This window comes from Nonomuraea sp. NPDC003201 (assembly GCF_053590415.1).
Map to the genome: position 1 here is coordinate 35,223 of NZ_JBSFTC010000025.1, position 14,357 is coordinate 49,579.

Here is a 14,357-nt window from a genome sequence, read left to right on the forward strand (position 1 = left end):
CGCGCCTGCCACGCAGGATCACCCTCCTCGAACGGCGTCGCCCAGAGATGCGGCAAAGCGATCCCAGCCAGCTCAGCCCTTCCCGGAGATGCGCAAAGCGATCCCGGCCAGCCCCAATCTCCCTGGCGAGGCGGAGTCGTATGCCGAAGATCTCTCGTGACTGGTCGGCCGCGGCATCGCACCGGCCGCGGACCGTTGTGGCACGCAGAAGGGCGCCACGCAGCCTGAGTCAGACGGGTCACGGGATCTCCCATGATGCGCGCACGCCGAACCCGCCCCCCGGCAGAGGCCCGGCCTCGAAGGTGCCGCCGTACATCAGGGCCCGTTCACGCATCCCGACGAGACCATGTCCGCCCGGTTCGCCCGGCAGCACCCGCTGCCCCGGCCCGTCGTCGATCACGGAGATCCTCAAAATCCCCACGACGACCGACACGCTCGCCTGGCAGCGTGCGGGAGCGGCGTGCCTGACGACATTGGTGATCGCCTCCTGCACGATGCGATAGACGGACAACTGCATGTTGTCGGGCACGGCTCCGCTCACCGAGAGGTCGACCTGCACGCCGGCCTCAGCCGCTCGGTGTGTCAGGGACGGCAGGTCGGCGAGGCCGGGAAGCGGCGCGCTCTCGGGCGCGCTGCCGGGTGCACGCAGTGCGCCGAGGAACTGGCGCATCTCCACGAGTGAGCCGCGCCCGATCTCCTCGATGGCCCGCAGCGCCTTGTGCCCTTCCTCCGGGTGCTTGTCCAGGACCTTGGCCGCCACCCCCGCCTTGACGGTGATCAAGCTCATCGAATGGGCGACGACATCGTGCAACTCGCGCACGATCCGCAGCCGCTCGTCGACCACCGCCTGCTCTGCCTGCCTCCTGGTCTCGCGCGCGGCGAACTCGCGGCGGGTGCGCGCCGCCATGCCGAGACTCCAGCTCGCCCCCACGACCAGCCAGGCCGCCCCGATGACGAAGGCCGGGTCCGGCCAGCCGCCCAGCTGCCGGGGGGCGTTCAACGCCGAGAACAGCAGAGCGCCTCCGGTCAACAGCAGGCCCGGCACGAGGGCGAGCGCAGATCGCCGCACCGGCTGGGAGGTCGCCACGGAATAGATGGTCAGAGCCGCCACCACGGTCATCATCAGCCGGTTCGTCTGCAGGGCGAGCACGACCACGCCGACCAGGAGCGCGGCGCAGTAGGCGGGCACCGGCCAAACCCGCCGCACCGCCACCGGCACCACGGCCAGCCAGCAGATCAGCGACGACGCGATGCTCACGTCCAATTCCGGCGGATTCGCCGTGGACGCCAGCGCGAGCAGCACCGCGACCACGGTGTCGGCGAGAACGAGCAGCCAGTGCGGGGGCCGCCGGACGAGCAGGTTCACAGCTCGACGCTATCGAGGAACGGCCGCGAGCGAATCGGAGCACGATCCGTCAGACCAGGGTCGTACTCCGCTCTCCTACGCCCGCACCGTATGACTCTGGTCCGAGCCGCAAGACCGGATCTGGCTCCGATGTGCGCACCCACCGCCGTGCAGGATCGTTTCCCGCATGGATCGACGCACCCTCATCGCCCTGAGCCTCGCTGCCTGCCTCGCCCTCTCGCTCGGCGGCATCGCACTGGCGTCGGCGCAAGCGTATCGCCTCGTCTGGAAGGAGTGCGGTGACGGCCTGCGCTGCGCCGAGCTGGTCGTTCCCGTGGACTGGGCCGATCCGGGCGGCCCCAAGACCTCGGTGCACGTGGCCAAGCTACCCGCGACAGGCAGGAGCACGGGCCCACTGATCATCAACCTGGGAGGCCCCAGCACCAGCACGGCGATGTTCAGGCCGAAGAACGCTGCCGAAGCCCCGCCGGAATGGCCCATCCTGCTCAAGCAGCTGCGCAGCCGGTTCGACGTCGTCGCCATCGATCCGCGCGGGATGTCCGAGCCCGGCAGCGGCGGCAAGAGAGTAAGCTGCGCGGAGCCCGAGGCCTCCATTTACGGATTGATCAGCGCGCGGGCGAAGCAGGACTGGGACGCCCACGCCGCCCAGAACGCGGCTCATCAGGCGAGCTGCCGCAAGACGGCAGGGGCGGCATGGCGCGGAATGACGGCCTGGAACGTGGCACACGACCTCGACGCGCTGCGCGCCGCGCTTGGCCAGGACAAACTCGTCTACGCGGGCAACTCCTACGGCACTGTCTACGCCCAGGCCTATCTGGAGCTGTTCCCGCAGCGGGTCGGCCGGATGTATTTCGACGGGACCGCCGATCACACCCAGCAGGAGTTCGAGCCCTGGTTGCGCAACTACGCGCGGACGCAGGAGCGGCATCTCACCCGTTTCCGTGACTGGTGCGCTCGCCGTACGGACTGCGCCCTGCACGGCAGGGACGCGGGCAAGGCATGGGACGAACTGGTCGCAAAGGTGCGCCGCGCGCCACTTCCGGCCTTGGCTGGCAGGACGGTAGATGAGGGACAGTTGTACACGGGCGCGGTCAAAGGCATGAACCCGCCGTACTGGCCGCAGTTCGCGACTACCATCCGGAAGGCCCTCGACGGCGACGCCGCCGGCTTTCTCACCGAGCTCGCGCCGGAGCAGCCCAGCTCGTCCGTGAGCCAGGACTCCCTGTGCAACGACTTCATGCCGAAGCTGCCGACGTACGAGGAGTTCCAAGGCATCGAGGCCAGGCTTCGTGAGATCGCGCCGAGGTTCGGCTGGATCGAGGGACGCTTCGAGCTCGGGCGGTGCTGGGGACGCAACGGGGGCGCGTCCTGGGCGCCGCACCCGTTGCGCGTGAAGGACGTCCCACCGATCCTCCTCGCGATCGGGGAGCTCGACAACAACACCAACTACCTCGGGCAGCAGCACGTGGCCGGGCAGATTCCCACCGCGCACGTCCTGTGGCACGGCGACGGCCACGCGGCGTGGACAAGCAACTCCTGCCTGCGGCGACATGTCTTCGCCTATCTGACCACGGGAGCGCTGCCCACTCCTGGCACGCGCTGCCCGGCCGAACGGATCCAGAAGGTGGGCAAATGATCGAGGTCATTGATCTGACGAAGGTGTACGGCGCCACCCGGGCGGTCTCGGGACTGACGTTCGACGTCAAACCTGGACAGGTCACGGGCTTTCTCGGGCACAACGGGGCCGGCAAGTCCACCACCATGCGCATGATCCTCGGCCTCCACGCGCCCACCTCAGGCAAGGCGTTGATCAACGGCGTCCGCAAGCGCGACCTCCATGACCCCATGCGTGAGGTCGGTGCCATGCTCGATGCCACCGAGGTGCAGGGCGGGCGCAGCGCGTTCGATCACCTCCAGGCGCTGGCGCATGCCGGCGGGATCGCGCGCCGCAGAGTCGTAGCGGTTCTCGAGGAGGTCGGCCTGGCCGGCGCGGCACGCAGGAGGATCGCCGGGTTCTCCCAGGGGATGCGTCAGCGCCTCGGCATCGCGGCGGCACTGCTCGGCGACCCGGGAGTGCTCATTCTTGACGAGCCGGTCAACGGCCTCGATCCCGACGGCATCCGCTGGCTCAGGACGCTGCTGAGGTCTCTGGCGGCCGAGGGGCGGACCGTCCTCCTGTCGAGCCATCTGATGACCGAGATGTCCCTCACCGCCGACCGGCTCATCATCATCGGCCACGGTCAGCTGATCGAGGACACCACGATGGCGGAGCTGCTGACCCGCTTCCAAGGCGACGTTTCGGTCCGATCGCCCCACGCGGCCCGCCTGACCGGGGCACTCGAAGCGGCGGGAGCAACCGTACGCCGCGCCCAGACATCCGGCGCGAGCACTCCCTCGACTTCTCCCCCCTGGGCCGAAGGAGAGCTGCTGGTGACCGGCTTGTCCGCAGCCGCCATAGGTGATGTCGCCCTGGCGAACGGCTGCGCCATCCACGAATTGGCGCCCCGCCAGGCGTCGCTGGAAGAGGCCTTCATGGAGATAACCCGATGATCAACGTCGTCGCATCGGAATGGCTCAAGCTGCGCTCGCTCCGATCCACCTACTACGTCCTGGCCTCCACGCTCTCGGCCGTGGCACTCACCGGCTTCGCCGCCCTCTCGATCTCGCGCTACTTCGACACCAAGGGTCCCGGCGGCGAGCCCGTCGGCACGGGGCTCGCCTTCAGCGCCGACATTCCCCCCGTGCTCTTCGGCATGCTGGGCGTGCTCGCCATCTCCGGCGAGTACAGCACCGGCATGATCAGGCTGACGTTGACCACGCTCCGACGCCCGTGGATCCTGCTCCTGGCCAAGGCCGCCGTGGTGGCCACCGTGGCCGCGATCACGGGTCAGGTGCTGGCGTTCGCCACCTACTTCACCGCACAGGCGGTGGTGGGCGGACGCCCGATCGGCGCCTCGTTCTCCGAACCGACCGCCCTGTCCGAGGTGCTGTCGACAGGCGCGGGCTCCGCCGTCGCCGCGGTGATGGGATTGTGCCTGGCCACAATTCTGCGTTCGACACCGGGAGCACTCATCGCACTGGTCGCCTTCCTGACGGCCCCGACCGTGATCGAGCGCTTTCTCCCCGCCCCTTGGAACGACTGGACAGGCTCCCTGACGATCCCCTCACTGACGAAGCAGTTAGCCGGTGTCCCCGACTCCGGCGCCTTCGCCCCTTCGTCGGCCACCGCCGTCTTCGCCAGTTATGTCACGATTTTCCTCGTCGCAGCAGCCCTGGCAATCACTCGTCGCGACGCCTGACCACGAACTGACCCACGCGGATGGCGTTCCACGGCGGTACGGCGGCTGCGGCCCTCTGTCACACCCTGCACCTCAGCCGCCTCCGACGCTCGCTTCCGCCCGCCTCCGTCGCTTGCACCTCGCAGCCTCAGGCCTTTCACATCAGGTCGACTTCACCGCTTACACTCACCAGCGGTCGGCCTTCACCCCGAGGCACCTCCGCCGCTTACACCTCGCCAGCCTCGATCTTTCACCGCAGGGTGCCTGCGCCCCTTGCACCTCGACCACCTCGGGGTCTCCGTAGTATGCGCCGAAGATCCAACACATTTGGCTGACCAGATTCGTCCCAGCGCGCCCGGGCCGAAATTGCACTCGGACAGGGCTTTGCATCACTGGAAGTGACCTGCGTCAACGCTCCAGTTTGGGGCTCATGGCCGCTATCCGAGCCCGGACCGTGATGGCGTCCTCGACCGTGGCGTAGCGCCATCACACACGTCACGACGGCACACGTGCTCACCCGGCCTCCTGGGCACCCCACCTGAGCCTCACCGTGCGCTTCTCGGACGCGTTGCGCACGCTGCTCGCCACCGGCTAACACGTGCTGCTCGAGCTGGGCCCGGACCGTACCTTCAGCGGCCTGGCCCGGCAGCACGCGGTCCCCGGCTGCACCTCAGCTATTCGGCGTTGCTACCCCGCCTACGGCTACGAGATCGCGGTGTGGCTACGGGAGCAGCTGTAAGGGCCGTGTCAGGACGGCGACGGCCCGGTATCAGAGTGGTCGGCGATCGTAAAGGCCATGAACGGTTGAACGCCTGCCCGCCCAACCGATTCCCAACAGTTTTGAAGGAGCGCACCACCATGGCCATCACCCTCACCGACCAGGACAAGCTCACCCTTCGGACCGCCGCGTGGGGCGCCGTCTCGCTGATGTCCGCCGCCGGCGCCGCCGGCTCGGCCCACAAGGTCGCCACCGAAGGCTCCATCGCCCTGACCTCCGCCACCGGCCCCGTCGGACACGTGCTCACCAAGGCGCCCAAGGGTGTCAAGTACGGCAAGACCGTGGCTGCCCTCGCCGACCAGGTGTTGCCAGCGCTGACCGCGTCCATGAACCTGCTCAGGCAGCAGGACCCGGCCGAGGCCGACAACTTCCGCGGCACCGTCATGGTCGCCGTCGAAGCCTCCACCGGAAGTCACCAGGGCCGGCCCAGCCCCACCCTGACCGACATGGCCCGCAAGATCACCGCGGCCCTCGACGCCGCCTGACGGGCTGCTCCATCCCCATCGACTCCGGGAGGAACCATGAGAACTATCTTCGGCGTACCTAACCGCAGCAAGGTCTTGCGGCGAGCGGCGGTCACGGCGCTGGCGGCCGCACTGCTGGCCGGGGCGGCCACCCCCGCCGCGGCTACCGCACAGGACCGTCCGGAGCTGCATAAAGCCATCCAGGAGTGGATCGACGACGGTTTCGCCGGGATGCAGATGCGCGTCCACGACGAGCGCGGCGACTGGGTGGGCAGCGCCGGGGTGCGCAAGCTGGGCGAGAGCGCCAAGCCGCCGACGAACGGGCGCTACTGGATCGGCAGCACCACCAAGACCTTCATGGCGACCGTGGTGCTGCAGTTGGTGGCCGAGGGCAGGGTCGGGCTGGACGCTTCGGTGGCCGGCTACCTGCCCGGCCTGGGCCTGGACCCGCGGATCACCGTGCGGATGATGTTGCAGCACACCAGCGGGTTGTTCAACTACACCGGCGACGCCTACGACGACGGCGTATGGGTGCCGGGCCTGCCCTCCGTGGGCAAGGATTGGGTGGACAATCGGTTCAAGTCCTACAAGCCGGAGGAACTGGTACGGTTCGCGCTGTCCAAGCCTGCCAAGTTCGCGCCGGGGACGAGCTGGGGCTACGCCAACACCAACTACACCCTCGCCCTGCTGCTGATCGAGAAGGTCACCGGCCGCCCGTACGCCGAGGAGATGCAGCGCCGGATCCTGGGACCGCTACGGCTGACGGGCACCTCGGTGCCGGGCAACCGGCCGGACCTCCCCGGACCACACGCGCACGGCTACTACCGGTACGAGGACGCCGGCCAGTGGAAGGTGGTCGACGTCACCCGCCAGAATCCCTCCCTGTTGGCCGGCGCCGGCAACATGATCTCGACCACCAAGGACGTGCAGACGTTCATGTCCGCGCTGGTGAGCGGCAGGCTCCTGCCGGCCGCGCTGCTGACCGAGATGAGAACGCCGGACCCGAGGAGCGCCGGACTCTTCGGCAGCTACGGCCTGGGACTGTACGTGCTGGACACCGGCCCCGACTGCGCCGGCATCGTCCTCAACCACGACGGCAGCCCTCCCGGGGGCTATGGATCGCTGATGTACAGCACGCCCGACGGCAGCAAAGTCCTGACCGCCTCGCTGACCTCCGGAGACACCGCGGTCGACACGGCGACGGTGTTCCCCAAGGCGTTGAACAGGCTCATCAACGAGGTGTTCTGCGACGGCCGTCAGGCACAGTAGGCGAACCGGGCCACGCCGCGCTCACCGGGCTCGGCGTGGCCCGACTGCATGCACGCCCGGGAACGTGGTCATCCGATGCCTGGCCGTCCACCAGTGCCGCAGCACGCAGACCCGTCCCCGCCAACCGCTGCCTCCGCTCCGCACTCCGGTCTCGTCCGTCCGGGCCCGCGGCAGATTTCACGTCCGCGCCGCCCGTTGGCTTCGTCCGTCCAGGCCCGCGGAGGATTTCACGCCTCATGACGCGGAACCTGCAGCCGCATGATCTGGCCAGCCCTCGGTGTGGCGCGGGCCTGGTGGTCCGGACGGCGTTGGAGGTGGCGGCGGGTGGCCTCGCCGACCTCGCCAGCGGCGTATGGCGGGTGTCGCTGACCTCGCCAGCGGCGTACATGCGGGCGAGTTCGGCGCTCTGTACGGCGAGCACCTCCCTGTGGAGTTGCGCGTAGTTGCTGGTAACCAGTTCGGGCTCGGTCCGCAGAGTGATGTGGGGTGCTAGCGGTACTTGTTGAGGGCTGTGGCGACGAGCTTGGCGGCGCGGTCGGCGGTGCCGAATCCGGAGCGTCGGGCTCTGACGGTTATGGTCACCTCGACGTTCGACAGTCGGAAGGAGATCTTGGTCTCGTAGATTCGCCACGGCCAGTTGGGCACTTGCCGGGTGTAGCTGAACGCCTCGTCGCCGACCTTCGGCCCCGTGCGGATCTTGGTCTTTTCGTTGCGCTTCGGCTCGTCCTTCATGTACTTGACCATCTGATCGTGGGTCAAGTTGGCCGCGGAGGCACTCGGCAAACGGAACGCCATGATGTTCAGGTTGGAAGCGTCCGTATTGGACCAGGAGCAGGTGGTGTCGGTCAGGAACTGGCGCTTCATCGGGCTGCCGAACAGCGAGCGCGTCTGGGCGCTGGTCAGCAGATCGCATGCCTCGAAGTCGCGGGAGATGACCGGGGTGGCCTCCGGCGACGAGCCGAACGTCGGCCGTGGGGAATAGGTATAGCTGACGGGGGGCGCGAGCATGGCGCCGAGTACGCGGATGACGTTCGGGAACAGGTACGGCACGACCACCACCCCCGCCGCCACGACCAGCACCACCGCGAGCAGGGCCCCCACGACGACCTGGACGCGGCGACGCCGGCGCGGGCGGCTGCCCGGTACGGTCCGCAACCGTGGCGAAGTCGGGACGTTCGTCGTCTCGCCCCGTGAGAGGGTCCTCAACCAGCCGGCCACCTCGTCCGGGGAGCAACGACGTACCGGGTCCTTCTCCAGGATCGCGGCCAGCACGGGTGCCAGCGGGCCGGCCAGCCGGAAGGGGGCGGGCTCCTGCATCAGTACGGCGGCCAGGACCGCGGCCTCGTTCGGGCGGGGGAACGGCGGGCCGCCCTCCACCGCCGTGAACAGCGTGGCGCCGAGCGACCACAGGTCGGCGAGCGGGCCGTCGGCCTCGCCGCGCAGGCGCTCCGGGGCGATGTAGCCGGGCGAGCCGGTCAGCATCCCCGTCTGCGTTAGCCCGGTGTCCCCGGCGATCGTCGCGATGCCGAAGTCGGTGAGCAGCACCCGCCCGTCGTCGGGGAGCAGGACGTTGGCGGGTTTGACGTCCCGGTGCAGGATGCCGGACGCGTGGGCGGCACCGAGCGCGTCGAGCATCTGCATGCCGATCTCGGCTACGCGGTGCGGCGGCAGCGGGCCGTCGTCGCGTACGACCCGGTCGAGGGAGCGGCCGCGCACCAGCTCCATGATGATCCACGGCCGGCCGTCATCCAGGACCACGTCGTGCACGGTGACGATGGACGGGTGGGAGCGCAGCGTCGCCGCGGCGCGCGCTTCCCGGAGTGTGCGTTCGGCCAGCTCGGCACGCGACGCCTCGTCTAGATCCGACGGGAGCCGCACCTCCTTGATGGCCACTTCCTGTCGGAGGAGCTCGTCCATCGCCCGCCAGACGGTGCCCATGCCGCCCTGGCCGAGCTGCGAAAGCAGCCGATAGCGGCCCGCGAGCAACGTCACCGTGCCATTACCGACGTCTCGGACTCTGCGACCATTCGTCGCCTCCTGTCGATATCCGGCTCAGCACGGGCACATCAGATAGTAAGCGAACGGATCGCGAGCGTCAGGGAATGTCGATCAAAGGTCACCCGACACCTTTGGACATTTGGCTTAGGCCACTCTCAGCCTTCCTGGGGGTACCTGGCTCCAGACGGTCGCGGCCGACGCCGACATCGCGGGGTTCGAGATGCAGGTGGCGTTCGCGGCGTTTGCGACGTTCGGTGCTCTCGATGCTCGTTCGGTGCTCGCGGTGCTGCCTGCCTTCACGGCGTTCGGGTGCTCGCGGTGTTCACGGCGATCGGTGCTCTCAATGCCCACGGCGCTCGCATTTCTCAGGGTGCTGGCAGTGCTCGAAGTGCTCACGGTGCCCGGAGGGTTCGCGGTGCCCACGGTGCCCGCGGGGTTGCGGGGTTGCGGGGTTGCGGGGTTGCGGGGTTGCGGGGTTGCGGGGTTCACGGTGCTCGCGTTCGAGGATCTCGGCGCTGTCCTCACCCCCTTGAGCTGGCCGATGTCCGAGATCTTCTCCGATGGGCTGGGCCGTCCGTTTTCTAGGTCTGGGCGTTCGATGACAATGTGCACCGGTTTTGACCTCGGCTGCCTGGCGGCCCCTCGGCGTCTGGCTGGATGAGCAAGGGGCCGCGCCGACGTGCCCGCGCTGCGGCGGCTCGGCCCTGGTCTGCGTACCTTTCAGCATGTTTACCAGTGGTGGGCACCGTGGAGCTGGCCGCGGACCGCGCCGTCGGGGAACTCAGAGGTGTGCAGGTTGGCGTACCAGTTCTTCGGGTTCTTCTTGATTCCGTTGAGGACGCTGGTGTCCTTGACGCGGACGGAGCCGGAGCTCGTGTTGCCGCGGGTGGTGCCGTTGGACAGCAGGTCGATGACGACGGGGCCGTTCGTGCCAGCCTTGCCCCGGTGAATGTGGAAGGCGGTGGGCTTGGCGACCTTCTTCCACTGGACGAAGTAGTAGAGGCGGTTGCCCTTGATGCGGAACTTCGCGGCCGCCAGGCCGTTCCGGTCGTTGACCTTCTTGCCGGCCTCCGGCACCTCGTTCTTGCCGAGAAGAACTGCGGTGAAGTAGTACGTCTTGGCCGCGCTGGCCACCTTTGCGTTGGCCGCCTTGGCGCTGGTGAACGTGGCGGGGGCGGCATTGGCCGGTGCCGAGGTGACGGCCAGGGCCGCGATCGAGGCCAGCGCCGCGATGGCCGCGCCGGCCACCGCACGCCGCCACTGGATACGCCCGTTGCTGATCTGCTCGAAAGTGTTCATGGGTGCCTGCCTTCGGTTGGTCTTACGGATCTCTTCGGACAGGGCAGGACGTTAGTGAGGTGGCGTCCGACGTTCTGTGGACAAATCCGCATAAGACGTTGGGGTGATCAGTGTCACAAAGCCCGAGGCGGACAGACCAAAACCCGGTGCCGATTGCGTGCAGGGCTCAGGCGGGCGACGGCCGGTGAGGGGCGGGCGAAAGCTGGTGACGGGCAGGTGAAGGCCCGCGACGGGCGTGCCAAGGCCGGTGGAGGGCAGGTGGAGCCTGGCGACGGGCGGGTGACCGCTGGGGGCGAGCGGGCGAAAGCGGGACGACGGGCAAGTGAGGCCCACAACGGGCGTGCGAAGGCCGGGGTGGGCGAAGGTCGGGGGCGAGTGGGCGACAGCCCACGTCAGGCGGGTCAAGGCCGACGAAGGGCGGGTGAAGCCTGGCGGCGGCTGGGGACGGGCGGGTGAAGGCCGGGCATGGGCAGGCCAAGCCGGTGAAGGGCGGGGGCGGCGACAGGCGAACCAAGGCCGGTGGAGGGCGGGTGAAGCCCGGCGACGGCTGGAGACGGCGGGCGAAAGTCCACGACCGGCCAGCGGAGGGCGGACGAAGCCCGGCGACGGGCGGATGACGGCGGGCGAAAGTCCACGACCGGCCAGCGGAGGGCGGACGAAGCCCGGCGACGGGCGGATGACGGCGGGCGAAAGTCCACGACCGACCGGCGGAGGGCGGACGAAGCCTGGCGGCGGGCGGGTGACGGCTGGGGGTGAGCGGGTGGCATCTGGGGACAGGCGGGCGAAGGTTGCGACGGGCGGGCGAAAGCTGGGGGCGGTGTGAAGTGGGACGGTATTTGGCTCGGCGTGGGTGGGGTGCTGAGTGGTGTGGTTTTGGGGTGGAGATGGCTCGGCTGGTTGCTGGTTGGTATGTGGGTTACTGGGTGACGTCGAGTTCTGCGCGCATGCCCATGGCGTAGTGACCCGGGAAGTTGCAGATCAGCTCGTACCGTCCAGGCTGCAGGGTCAGTGTCGCCCAGCCTGCGGACCCGGGGGCGATGCCTCCGCCCTCGCCTGCGGCGCAGTTGTGGGACGCCTCGCCGACGGAGCCCGTCTCGCTTACGCGGCTGTCGGCTCCGATCGGCTGCTTCCCGATGGGCTTACCCGCCGCGAGCGGCAGTACGACCACCTCGTGGGCCAGGGTGCCGGTGTTGGAGGCACGGAGAGACACGGTGCCTGCCGTGACCTTGGTCGGCTTCACGGTCAGGCGCATGGGCGCTGCGCCGGCCGTGTCGGTCAGGTCGACGTCCACCACCTTGCCCGGTAGCGGTGGAGGGGTGCATTCTTGGGCGAGCCGCGACCCGGCCGCCTGCCCCGTGGTCGTCGATGTGCCGGTGAGCAGTTGCCCTACAGCCGTCGATGTGCCGGTGGACAACTTCCCTGTGGCCGTTGGTGTGCGGGTGAACAGTTGCTCTGTGGTCGTTGGTGTGCCGGTGAGCAGTTGGTCTGTGGCTGTTGATGTGCGGGTGAACAGTTGCTCTGTGGCCGTTGGTGTGCCGGTGGACGGCCCTCCTGCGGCAGTTAGCGTGCTGGTGGGCAGTTGGCCTGTGGCTGTTGGTGTGCCGGTGAACAGTGCGGCTGTTATTGCGACTGCTGCGGTGCCTGCGGACCAGACGTCGTGAGGCCTCATCGGGCTCACCCCCCGAGTGCGCGTGTGCTCACCCGTCTCCCGCGTCATGGTCGAGCTCGACCGGCGAGCGTCCCTCTTCCAGAGTACGCGTGGCACACTCACCAGGACTCACGCGAGCCCATCAAGCGCCGCATGGCCTCGCGTGAGCGGCGCATCCTCGTACCCAGGCGGGTCTGACTGCGTTCGTGGCAGGGTGGGGAGCGGGGTGGAGGTGATCAGCGTGGGAGCCGCCGGCGGCATTGCTGTGACCCTCGTCGGTGCTCCTCTTCCGGGTGAGTGCCGGGCCAGCCGGAGCCGGATGCCTGATGAGACGGGGATCGGAGAGGGTGGGTTGAATACGTAAGCGGCGGATGTTGAAAGTTTCAGTCACCACGTGGCCGTCGTCGCAGATGGGCGGGAGGCGCGGGTCGCGGTGATTGAGGTCCCGCGGTTGCGGTGCCTACGGTGCTGGGGTCCGCACACGTGATCCCGTCAAGGAGTCCGTCATGCGCGCCCGTGTCGTACCTGCCCTGATTCTGGCCCTGATCGCCCTCATCATCAGCGCTCCCGAGGCACGCGCTCAGGTGCTCGGGGGTTTCGACTTCTCCAGGGCGGAGGTATCCGTCACGGGGCTGCAGGTGCCGTGGGGGCTGGCGTTCCTGCCGGACGGCAGCGCGCTGGTCTCCGAGCGGAACACCGGGCGGATCCTCCAGGTGCGGCCCGGCCAGACGCCCACCCAGGTCGCCACCGTGAACGGGGTGAGCGCTTCCGGTGAGAGCGGCCTGCTCGGCATCGCGGCCAGGGACGGCTGGGTGTACGCCTACTTCACCAGCACTGCCGGGGACAACCGCCTGGTCAGGTTCCAGTTGAGTGCCCCGCAGACGCAGACGGTGATCTTCTCCGGCGTCCCGAGCGCCACCATCCACGACGGCGGCCGCCTGGCGTTCGGCCCGGACGGCATGCTCTACCTGAGTACCGGCGACGCCAGCAACACCAGCAACGCCCAGAACCTCAACAGCCCCGCCGGCAAGATCCTGCGCATGACGCCCACCGGTGGGGTGCCTTCGGACAATCCGTTCGCGGGATCCCGCGTCTGGAGCTACGGCCACCGAAACGTGCAGGGCCTGGCCTGGGACTCCCAAGGCAGGATGTACGCCAGCGAATTCGGCCAGAACACCTGGGACGAGATCAACCAGATCGTCGCGGGCGGCAACTACGGCTGGCCCACCTGCGAAGGCAACTGCGGCAACTCCTCCTTCCGCAACCCCATCGTCACCTGGACGACCGCCGAGGCGTCGCCGAGCGGGCTCGCGTACGCCAACAACACGCTCTTCGCCGCGGCGCTGGGCGGCCGACGCCTCTGGACGGTGCCGCTGACCGGCAGCGGCACTCCCGGTACGCCGGTGGCCGAGTTCCAGTCCGTGTACGGACGCCTCCGCGCGGTCGCGCTCGGACCCGACGGCTGGCTCTGGGTGACGACCAGCAACCGGGACGGTCGCGGCACACCGGTTGCCCAGGACGACCGCATCATCCGCATCCCGCCCGCCACGAGCGGAACCGACACCACCCCGCCGACCGCCCCCGGCAACCTGGCCGCCTCCGCGACCACCACCACCGGCACCACGCTGACGTGGACCGCCTCGACCGACAACGTCGGCGTGACCGGCTACGACGTCCTGCGCGCGCCGGGCTCGTCCGGCGGCACCTTCGCGCAGGTGGGCACCGCGGCGACCGCCTCGTTCACCGACACCGGGCTGACCGCCGCCACCACCTACCGCTACCAGGTACGCGCCCGCGACGCGGCGAGCAATTTGTCGCCGGTGTCCAACACGGTCACGGTCACCACCGGTCCGGGCGGCACCACCGGCGGATGCACGGCCACGCCGACCACCCAGACCCAGTGGAGCACCGGCTATGTGATCCAGCCGGTCACGGTCGCCAACACCGGCACCGCCACGACCACGGGCTGGACGGTGACGTTCACGCTGCCCAGCGGGCACGCCGTCACCGGCTCCTGGAACGCCACGCTGACCGTCAGCGGCCAGACCGTCACGGTCAGGAACGCCGCTCACAACGGCACGCTCGCGCCCGGCCAGAGCACGACGTTCGGCTTCCAGGCCGGCCGCCCCAACGGCGACACCCAGACTCCTTCCGCCTATCGGTGCACGAGTCCCTGACCTGGCCGCCCGTTTCGCTGAGGGACGGATCGACGTCGCGCGGCGAGCCGGACAGCGGGATCGCTACTGATGGTGACTTC

The 14,357-nt window shown here is 69.0% G+C and carries 13 protein-coding genes; 9 read left to right on the forward strand and 4 right to left on the reverse strand.

Annotated elements, in window-relative coordinates:
* Window positions 1–238: 238 nt before the first annotated feature.
* Window positions 239–1,366 (reverse strand): sensor histidine kinase, encoded by a 1,128-nt coding sequence (locus ACWDX9_RS12890; protein ID WP_449952620.1) that lies wholly within the window; start codon window positions 1,364–1,366, stop codon window positions 239–241.
* A gap of 166 nt (window positions 1,367–1,532) precedes the next feature.
* Between ACWDX9_RS12890 and ACWDX9_RS12895 the strand changes: the two genes are divergently transcribed.
* The 7 genes from ACWDX9_RS12895 (at window position 1,533) to ACWDX9_RS12925 (ending at window position 7,598) form a co-directional block, all read left to right on the forward strand.
* Window positions 1,533–3,002 carry an alpha/beta fold hydrolase gene (locus ACWDX9_RS12895; protein ID WP_449952623.1) on the forward strand — a complete coding sequence of 490 codons (1,470 nt, stop codon included), beginning with the start codon at window positions 1,533–1,535 and terminating at the stop codon, window positions 3,000–3,002.
* A complete protein-coding gene (locus ACWDX9_RS12900) occupies window positions 2,999–3,916 on the forward strand; it encodes an ABC transporter ATP-binding protein (RefSeq protein ID WP_449952626.1) in 918 nt (305 codons plus the stop codon). The genes ACWDX9_RS12895 and ACWDX9_RS12900 overlap by 4 nt, the downstream gene beginning before the upstream one ends.
* Window positions 3,913–4,665 carry a hypothetical protein gene (locus tag ACWDX9_RS12905; RefSeq protein ID WP_449952629.1) on the forward strand — a complete coding sequence of 251 codons (753 nt, stop codon included), beginning with the start codon at window positions 3,913–3,915 and terminating at the stop codon, window positions 4,663–4,665. Before ACWDX9_RS12900 ends, ACWDX9_RS12905 begins: the two co-directional genes overlap by 4 nt.
* 577 nt (window positions 4,666–5,242) lie before the next feature.
* Window positions 5,243–5,383: a hypothetical protein gene (locus tag ACWDX9_RS12910; RefSeq protein WP_449952632.1), complete on the forward strand. Its 141-nt coding sequence runs from the start codon at window positions 5,243–5,245 to the stop codon at window positions 5,381–5,383.
* A 119-nt stretch (window positions 5,384–5,502) separates the two neighbouring features.
* Window positions 5,503–5,907: a hypothetical protein gene (locus ACWDX9_RS12915; protein ID WP_449952635.1), complete on the forward strand. Its 405-nt coding sequence runs from the start codon at window positions 5,503–5,505 to the stop codon at window positions 5,905–5,907.
* Window positions 5,908–5,943: 36 nt separating this feature from the next.
* Entirely contained in the window at window positions 5,944–7,155 is a 1,212-nt protein-coding gene (locus tag ACWDX9_RS12920) for a serine hydrolase domain-containing protein (RefSeq protein WP_449952638.1), read from the forward strand.
* A 236-nt stretch (window positions 7,156–7,391) separates the two neighbouring features.
* A complete protein-coding gene (locus ACWDX9_RS12925) occupies window positions 7,392–7,598 on the forward strand; it encodes a hypothetical protein (RefSeq protein ID WP_449952641.1) in 207 nt (68 codons plus the stop codon).
* A 46-nt stretch (window positions 7,599–7,644) separates the two neighbouring features.
* Here the strand turns inward: ACWDX9_RS12925 and ACWDX9_RS12930 are convergent, their stop codons facing one another.
* Window positions 7,645–9,147, reverse strand: coding sequence for a serine/threonine-protein kinase (locus tag ACWDX9_RS12930; RefSeq protein WP_449952644.1), 1,503 nt, complete (start codon window positions 9,145–9,147; stop codon window positions 7,645–7,647).
* 226 nt (window positions 9,148–9,373) lie between these two features.
* On the opposite strand from ACWDX9_RS12930, the gene ACWDX9_RS12935 reads away from it, so the two are divergent.
* The gene (locus tag ACWDX9_RS12935) at window positions 9,374–9,814 is read left to right on the forward strand and encodes a hypothetical protein (protein ID WP_449952647.1); all 441 of its coding nucleotides are present in this window, start codon (window positions 9,374–9,376) and stop codon (window positions 9,812–9,814) included.
* Between the two features lie 68 nt (window positions 9,815–9,882).
* On the opposite strand, the gene ACWDX9_RS12940 is transcribed toward ACWDX9_RS12935, so the two are convergent.
* On the reverse strand, window positions 9,883–10,452 hold the full coding sequence (locus ACWDX9_RS12940; RefSeq protein WP_449952650.1) for a CHRD domain-containing protein: 570 nt from the start codon (window positions 10,450–10,452) through the stop codon (window positions 9,883–9,885).
* Window positions 10,453–11,368: 916 nt separating this feature from the next.
* Complete coding sequence (locus ACWDX9_RS12945; RefSeq protein WP_449952653.1) at window positions 11,369–11,743, reverse strand: plastocyanin/azurin family copper-binding protein; 375 nt, start codon at window positions 11,741–11,743, stop codon at window positions 11,369–11,371.
* A gap of 863 nt (window positions 11,744–12,606) precedes the next feature.
* Between ACWDX9_RS12945 and ACWDX9_RS12950 the strand changes: the two genes are divergently transcribed.
* The gene (locus tag ACWDX9_RS12950; RefSeq protein WP_449952656.1) at window positions 12,607–14,277 is read left to right on the forward strand and encodes a PQQ-dependent sugar dehydrogenase; all 1,671 of its coding nucleotides are present in this window, start codon (window positions 12,607–12,609) and stop codon (window positions 14,275–14,277) included.
* Window positions 14,278–14,357 lie beyond the last annotated feature (80 nt).